The following is an 8498-nucleotide window of genomic DNA, read 5'->3' as shown; positions in this document are numbered from 1 at the left end:
ACAAGGTCGTTATATGCCTCGTCCGCCTTTTTTTAAAATTAACCCAAAATATTGTTTACATATATTAACATTAGTGTATTTATTTTACTTACGTGCAATCGTTATGGGACAGACCCCCCATTTTATGGATAATGTAAACTAAACTGGACACTTTTACTCTGGACAAACTGGCATGGAACTTGCATTATAAAGTTAGTGTATAAAAGTGATTATTTTACAGGGAGGAATCAATTATGAGAGAAGTAGTGATTGTGAGTGCAGCACGTACACCAATAGGTAATTTCGGCGGGGGACTGGCATCCAAGTCAGCAGTAGATTTAGGTGCATTGGCAGCAAAAGAAGCGATAAGCCGGGCGAATATAGAACCGGATATGATCAACGATGTCCTTGTGGGGAATATATTGTCTACCGGCTTAGGGCAGAATGTCGCGCGCCAGGTGGCTATCAAAGCTGGAGTTCCTAATACCATTCCGGCTACAACTATTAACAAGCTTTGCGGATCCGGACTTAGGACAGTCAGCATGGCAGCACAGTTTATTGCGCTTGGCGACGCCGACATTATTCTTGCCGGCGGAACAGAAAGCATGAGCAACGCTCCGTATGTGCTTCCGAATGCACGCTGGGGGCAGCGCATGGGTGACGGAAAAATGGTAGACACGCTTTTAAAAGACGGATTAATGGATGCGTTTACCGACATTCATATGGGGATCACCGCTGAAAACATTTCCGAACAGTGGAGCATCAGCAGAGAAGAACAGGACAAGTTTGCCCTTGAAAGCCAGAAACTTGCTGAAGCCGCTCAGAAAGAAGGCCGTTTCGAAGAAGAAATTGTCCCTGTTGAAATTCCCCAGAGGAAAGGCGATCCAATAGTAGTTAAAGATGATGAATTTCCTAAGCACGGGATAACAATTGATAAGCTCGGTAAATTGCGTCCAGCGTTCAAAAAAGACGGGACTGTAACAGCGGGAAATGCATCCGGCATTAACGACGGATCTGCAATGTTAGTGGTCATGGCTAAAGAGAAGGCTGAAGAACTCGGCTTAACTCCGTTAGCAACTATTACTTCATACGGCAATGCAGCTCTCGATCCTGAAATTATGGGGTACGGCCCGGTGCCGGCTTCAAAACAGGCTCTGGAGCGTGCGGGCCTTACAATTAATGATATGGATCTTATTGAAGCAAATGAAGCCTTCGCTGCACAGGCGCTTGCAGTGGCAAAAGACCTTGAAATGGACCGCAGCAAAGTAAATGTTAACGGAGGAGCCATTGCACTCGGCCACCCGATTGGTGCCTCCGGAGCGCGTATCCTTGTCACCCTGCTTCACGAAATGAAACGCCGTGAATCTAAACACGGGCTGGCTACTTTGTGCATCGGCGGCGGACAGGGCACATCATTAATCGTCAGCAGATAGCCAGACGTCTTAAGAGGAAGCTTTTTCACCGGCTTCCTCTTTGCTATACTTGCCCTGACATCATTCGTTTGCCTGCTGTCGTTATAGTGAAATAAATGACGGTAAATGTTTCATGTGAAACATTTTTTGTAAGTAAATGTAAATAACAGGGGAAAATTAGTTATGAGGAAGGCAAAGTGAAAAGCTGCCGTTTAAATGTAACAACTAGTCAAGCTATCGACATCCCCATCTGCATTTTTGCACAAAGCACATAAGTAACGCGGGCCAGATAAAGCTGATAACAATCCATTAAATAATGTGAAGGAGGGGGCTGGACATTGAACCGACGAATTCCTGCAAAGGCAGCAATGAAAGAAGCACCCGTGGTGTTATATACACATGAAAGCATTCAGGAAGCCGCTGCCAAAATGTATCACATACAAAATGATGCGGCACCTGTACTGAATGAAGAAAAGCATGTCGTGGGAAGCCTGTCTGCTGATTCACTGATGACGGCAATGATGAAAGGCCTTTCTCCGCAGAAAAAAGTAACAGATATTATGGACCGGCAAGTGACTACTGTCCACGAACTTGAGATGCCGCTGCAGAAGTTAAAATGGTATCCGCCGTCGCTGCCGGTCGTTAATGACGACCGGCAGTTAAGCGGCGTCCTCTATCCTGATGACTGGCTGTATGCTTTGGAAAAAGAGAGCAGAAACGCCGACAGCCTTTATCAGGCACTGATTGATCACGAGCACCAAGCTATGCTTATTGTTGACCATAAGGAAACAGTTGTTCTGGCTAATAAGCGTGCTAAGGAACTGTTTAATCTATCGGCTGAAGATTTAACAAAAAAACGTTTCAGTGAACTTGTAGTCAATGACCAGTTTCGTTCGCTGCTTAGTGACGAAACAAATCAAATGACTGACAAAGTAACCATTAATAATAAAAAATACAGGGTAATGAAACAGCCGATAGCCTTGGCGAAAAGTTCTGCCGTCTATTTGGCTTTCCGGTTTACAGTAGCTGATCCTGTATCATTTCCAGACGAAAATGAAGACTGGAAAGAAAAAGCGGAACAGATGGAGACTATAATTGAGTTTGCACATGATGGAATAGTGATGGTTGATAGAGAAGGGTTTATAACAATGATCAACCAGGAGTATGCAGACTTTCTTGAAGTGGATGCGGACGAAGTGACAGGAAAACACGTCACGGACATCATTGAAAATACGCGTATGCACCTCGTCGCTGAAACTGGAAAACCTGAAATAGCGGATATCCAGCCTATAAAAGGCGATTATATGGTAGCCACCAGGCTCCCCATTTTTAAAGAAGGAAAATTAGAAGGGGCTGTAGGAAAAGTTCTTTTTAAGAATTTAGGCGGATTTAAAGCGCTTAAAAAGCGGATGGCGAAGCTGGAGAAGGAACTGGATAATTATAAGGGAGAATGGCAGGAAACGAACCGGGCTAAATACCAGTTTAATCAGCTTATAGGAAAAAGCGAATCATGGCTAAAAGCTAAAAATCTGGCGCAAAAAGCAGCCGGAACTGACTCGAATGTGCTTTTGCTCGGAGAAAGCGGAACCGGTAAAGAGTTGTTCGCCCACGCGATTCACAACGCTAGTCCAAGGTCTCCAGGGCCTTTTGTCAAAGTGAACTGCGCTGCCATCCCGAGTGATCTTATTGAATCTGAGCTATTCGGTTACGTAGAAGGGTCATTTACAGGAGCGAAACGGGGAGGAAAAAAAGGCAAGTTTGAAGCCGCGGACGGCGGCACAATATTTCTTGATGAGATCGGTGAATTGCCAATTCATATGCAGGTAAAACTTCTCCGCGTCCTGCAGGAACGTGAAGTGGAAAAGGTGGGAGCCAATGCAGCGAAACCCATTGATATACGTGTTGTAGCAGCTACAAACAGAAACCTCGAAAAAATGATTCAAAGCGGCGACTTCCGGCTTGATCTTTTTTACCGTTTAAATGTCTTTTCAATCCAGATTCCTTCGTTAAGGACAAGAAAAGAAGATATCGAAGCTCTCGTTCCTTACTTTCTAAAAAAACTGTCTGCCCGCCTGGGTAAAGAGGTATCGGTCATTGACAACCGGGCCATGGCCGCACTCCTGCATTATTACTGGCCTGGAAACACAAGGGAACTGGAAAATGTCATTGAACGGACAGTTAATGTAGTGGATTCCTATGAAACCATTACGGATAAACATCTTCCTGAGAAAATTACCGGAATAAAAGCGGCCGAGGAACCGAAAACACTGGCGGAGCAATTAAGAGAAGCTGAGAAGAAAGCTATCATTGAAACTCTGCAGTATACGAATGGGAATAAGTCAAAAGCAGCTAAACTTCTAGGCATCAGCCGTACCGCTCTCTATGAAAAAATATCTAAATATGAGTGATTACCAAAAGCTGGGGGGTCTGACCCCCCAGCTTTTTACAGCTCGAAAAATTTTTCTGGATTTTTGACAGATTTATAAACAAAAAAGCGCTTACATTTAAAAGTGTAAATTAAAATGAACACTTCATTTTATGACTTTATAATGTGTTAACAAAACGTGACATAAAAGTGTACACTTAGTTATAACTGTTAAGTAAAAATAACAATTGTATGAAAATTACATGAAAACGCATACAATATACCCTTTGCAGTAACAGCTTGAAACTTATTAACCTCTTATTTTTCGACAAAAAAGTTGGCATTAATCTTGCAACATAACTAAGCAGATAAAAAATATAAATTTCATTTCTATATACTTTTAAATATTCAACCTTTGAAGTATGTGGAAATGAAGCGGAGGTTGATGAATCATGAGTAAAGTAATGACTGCAAAAGAAGCGGTAAGTAAAATTGAAAACGGTGCCATGGTGGCAACAGGAGGATTCGTTGGAAACGGACATCCGGAGGAACTGACCCAGGCTCTTGAGGAACGCTTTTTGGAAGAAGGAGCACCCAGAAACCTCTCATTAGTGTATGCTGCAGGCCAGGGAGACGGGAAAGAGCGAGGCTTAAACCACCTCGGTCATGAAGGCCTCGTTTCTAAAGTCATAGGCGGCCATTGGGGGCTTGCTCCAAAACTTCAAAAACTGGCAATTGATAATAAAATAGAAGCTTACAATCTGCCGCAAGGTGTAATAACACATATGTTTCGGGACATTGCAGCCGGAAAACCAGGGACCATCTCTCATGTAGGACTGAAAACATTCGTTGATCCGCGTAACGATGGCGGAAAAATTAATGACTACACGACAAAAGATATGGTAGAGCTGATGACTTTTAATGATAAAGAATATTTATTCTACCATTCCTTTCCGATTCATGTCGCAGTGATCCGCGCGACATATGCTGATGAATTGGGGAATGCGACAATGGAAAAAGAGGTAGCGACACTTGAAGTCCTGTCGATGGCACAGGCCGCTAAAAACAGCGGAGGCATTGTGCTTCTACAAGTAGAGAAAGTCGTCGAAAGCGGAACGCTGGACCCTCGCATGGTGAAAATACCTGGAATTCTTGTAGATGCAGTCGTTGAAGCAAAGCAGGAAAACCATATGCAGACATTCCAGGAGCAATATAATCCGACATATTCCGGTGAGATTAAAATGTCTTTAGATAAATTGAAGCCGCTTCCATTAAACGAGCGTAAAATTATTGCCCGCCGTTCGGCTATGGAACTGATACCGAACGCTGTCACTAACCTTGGGATAGGGGTTCCTGAAGGGGTAGCTTCTGTTGCCAGTGAAGAAGGCGTCATTAATCAAATGAGACTCACCCTTGAATCCGGTCCTATTGGCGGTATTCCTGCTGGGGGATTAAGTTTTGGGGCCTCTACAAACCCGGATGCCATCATCGATCAGCCTTACCAGTTTGATTTTTATGACGGAGGCGGTTTAGACCTTGCTTTTCTCGGTTTGGCCCAGCTGGACGAATCAGGAAATGTTAATGTAAGTAAATTTGGGACCAAAATTACGGGTGCTGGCGGATTTATTAATATTACCCAGAATGCGAAAAAGGTTGTCTTTTGCGGAACATTTACTGCCGGGGGACTGAAAGTAGACATTCAGGATGGTGAAATGAAAATTGTCCAGGAAGGAAAGATTAAAAAGTTTATTAAGGATGTGGAGCAAATCACGTTCAGCGGTTCGTATGCGTCAGAATTAAACCGGCCGGTTATGTATGTAACGGAACGAGCTGTTTTCGAATTAGGGCCTAAAGGACTCGTTCTTACTGAAATTGCTCCAGGGGTGGATCTTGATAAAGATATTCTCGGTCAAATGGATTTCAAACCAATTATTTCAGATGAACTGAAGCCGATGGATATAAGCATTTTTAAGGAAGAAAAAATGAAGTTAGGGTGTGCAAACGGTAAAGCTGTTTTATGTTAATCAGCACTAAAACGATTTTTCTAAGGGGGAGAAACCATTGTTAGGAATTTTACTTGGATTAATTTTAATTATGGTGCTGGCCTATATGGGATGGTCCATTATTTGGGTCGCACCGATCGCTGCAGGGGTTGTCGCACTGACTGGGGGACTTGATCTTCTTGATGCTTATACAAATACGTATATGGAGGGGTTTGTCGGGTTCGCCAAGACATGGTTTCCGGTATTTATGCTAGGAGCAATTTTCGGTAAGCTTATGGAAGATACTGGAATGGCAAAATCGGTAGCCATGGGGCTGACTAAAGTTATCGGTACTCAGCGGGCCATTTTAGGGGTCATCGTATCTGCGGCCGTTTTAACTTACGGCGGCGTCAGTTTGTTTGTTGTTGTGTTTGCAGTCTATCCTTTGGCTCTGGCTTTGTTCAGGGAAGCTAATATCGCGCGTCGGCTTATTCCGCCGACAGTCGCCTTAGGGGCTTTTACCTTTACGATGACAGCACTTCCGGGTACTCCGCAAATTCAAAACCTGATTCCAACCCAGTATTATGGAACCAATGCGATGGCTGCACCTTTCATGGGTTTATCTGCGGCGGTGGTGATGGCAGTTGGAGGGTACTTATATCTCCGCTGGCGAGAAAAGAAACTTACGGCTGCAGGTGAAGTGTATACCGAGCCCAAAGACAAGAAAGTAACTGTGGAAGATGATAATGGAAAAGTTCCACATATAGCCTTGTCTTTTCTGCCGCTTGTCCTCGTTGTCTTCACATTAAATGTGTTGAATTGGGATATTGTAGTCGCCTTACTTACCGGGATTGTTTCTATTATGCTTTTCAATATTTCTAAATTCAAAGGCTTTACAAAAGCAATCAACGGCGGTGCCAGCGGATCTGTTATAGCAATTATTAATACAAGTGCCGCGGTAGGCTTCGGCTCTGTCGTACGAGCAGTTCCAGGGTTTGAAAGGTTAACGGAACTCGTTATGGGCATTCCGGGGAACCCGCTTTTTTCCCAGGCAGCTGCAATTAACGTGCTTGCCGGTGCGACCGGCTCAGCGTCCGGGGGTATGGGAATTACGCTGGAAGCGCTTGGGGAGCAGTATTATCAGATTGCAATGAATACAGGTATTCCACCGGAAGCGTTTCACAGGGTTGCTTCCATAGCGTCCGGCGGACTGGACGTCCTGCCGCACAACGGTGCCGTCCTGACATTGCTTGCCATTACAGGGATGACACATAAAGAGTCCTATAAAGATATTTTCGTTGTAGGCGCACTCATTCCGGTTTTATCAGTTGTTGTGGCCATTCTGGTTTCGATGATTGGTCTGCTGTAAAAAATAGAGAGTAATAGTTTTCAAGGGTAACTAACAAACATTATTATAAGAAAAAAAGGAGAGGTTGAATCATGAGATTACAAGGTAAAACAGCAATCGTAACAGGTGGAGGACGAGGAATCGGGAAAGCGACAGCATTAACGTTTGCAAAAGAAGGGGCGAATGTTGTAGTAGCTGACTTAAACGAAGAAGATATTAACCAGGTTGTTCAGGAAATTGAGGCTGACGGAGGAAAAGCGGTCTCTCAATCTGTAAACGTAACAGACAGGGAAGCGGTAAAATCAGTTATTGATTATTCAAAAGAAATTTACGGCAGTGTGGATATCGTCGTTAATAATGCAGGGATAACTGCTGATGCCCAGTTGTTAAAAATGGAAGAAGACCAGTGGGATCGTGTCATAGATGTTAACTTAAAAGGTGTATTCAACGTTTCCCAGGCAGCTGCAGCTGTAATGAAAGAGCAGAACGGCGGCGTCATTTTAAATGCCTCTTCCGTAGTCGGCACGTATGGAAACTTCGGCCAGACAAATTATGCAGCTACTAAATGGGGTGTGAACGGTATGACAAAAACGTGGGCTAAAGAGCTTGGCCGCTTTAATGTCCGTGTCAACGCTGTGGCACCAGGATTTGTGCTGACTCCAATGACAGAAAAAATGCCGGATAAAGTTCTCGATATGATGAAAGACAAATCCGTGCTGAAAGATCTGGGCAAACCCGAGGATATCGCGAACGCTTATCTGTTCCTAGCGTCAGACGAAGCGCGCTTTATCACAGGAGAGGTCCTCTCCGTCGACGGCGGCGTCGTTATTTAATGGAAATAAGTGGGGGGTCTGTCCCCCCATTTTTTTACTTTCAAGCCTGGTATGTTTCAGTCTTGCCTGACAGGGTATCACTCACACTAAGAGAATGATAAAGGAGTGTTACATGTGAGTGACGACTATAAGCGCGTCGAAAAAAAAGAGGAGCCGGGCAAGGTTGGCGCAACATTTATTAAGTATGCTTTTATAACAATTATTACAATTATTATTTTGTTTTTTATAGTCAACTATCTTCTCCCTATGCTCCCAGGCGGCGGTGACGGTGCCGGAGGAGAAAACGGTAATGGGAATGGAAATGGCGAGGATTCCGTAAATATAGAAATTAACGAAGATTTTGTGGATGAAATAGACGGCGATGGAGACGACGGATAACTATATGGAAGATTTTCTTTAAATGATTATTAAAAGAACCGTGCGGGCAAAGTAAAAGCCGCACGGTTTTATTTGTGAATTCCTGGGGGGTCTGTCCCAGTAGCCTTGCATGAATGGAATATAATGTAATTTTGAGTTTACAAACACAAAAAAAGCTCCTATTGTAGAGGAGAGACCAATACTTGTTCCCAATCCTCTACA

The 8498-nt window shown here is 43.8% G+C and carries 6 protein-coding genes; all 6 read left to right on the top strand.

What is annotated here, in order from left to right:
- The first annotated feature begins 233 nt into the window (after positions 1-233).
- The 6 genes from K8O68_RS12945 to K8O68_RS12915 all read left to right on the top strand — a co-directional run bounded on the left by K8O68_RS12945 (position 234) and on the right by K8O68_RS12915 (position 8297).
- The gene (locus K8O68_RS12945) at positions 234-1412 is read left to right on the top strand and encodes an acetyl-CoA C-acetyltransferase (RefSeq protein ID WP_230897296.1); all 1179 of its coding nucleotides are present in this window, start codon (positions 234-236) and stop codon (positions 1410-1412) included.
- A 317-nt stretch (positions 1413-1729) separates the two neighbouring features.
- Positions 1730-3799 carry a sigma 54-interacting transcriptional regulator gene (locus tag K8O68_RS21470; RefSeq protein WP_255717205.1) on the top strand — a complete coding sequence of 690 codons (2070 nt, stop codon included), beginning with the start codon at positions 1730-1732 and terminating at the stop codon, positions 3797-3799.
- 409 nt (positions 3800-4208) lie between these two features.
- Positions 4209-5780, top strand: coding sequence for an acyl CoA:acetate/3-ketoacid CoA transferase (locus tag K8O68_RS12930; protein WP_230897295.1), 1572 nt, complete (start codon positions 4209-4211; stop codon positions 5778-5780).
- 37 nt (positions 5781-5817) lie between these two features.
- Positions 5818-7107, top strand: coding sequence for a GntP family permease (locus K8O68_RS12925; RefSeq protein ID WP_230897294.1), 1290 nt, complete (start codon positions 5818-5820; stop codon positions 7105-7107).
- A 71-nt stretch (positions 7108-7178) separates the two neighbouring features.
- Positions 7179-7919: a 3-oxoacyl-ACP reductase FabG gene (gene fabG, locus K8O68_RS12920; RefSeq protein ID WP_230897293.1), complete on the top strand. Its 741-nt coding sequence runs from the start codon at positions 7179-7181 to the stop codon at positions 7917-7919.
- Positions 7920-8033: 114 nt separating this feature from the next.
- Complete coding sequence (locus tag K8O68_RS12915) at positions 8034-8297, top strand: hypothetical protein (RefSeq protein ID WP_230897292.1); 264 nt, start codon at positions 8034-8036, stop codon at positions 8295-8297.
- Positions 8298-8498 lie beyond the last annotated feature (201 nt).

The organism is Salipaludibacillus sp. CUR1, assembly GCF_021028955.1.
GTDB lineage: Bacteria > Bacillota > Bacilli > Bacillales > Salisediminibacteriaceae > Salipaludibacillus.
This window is presented reverse-complemented; position numbering and strand designations above follow the sequence as displayed.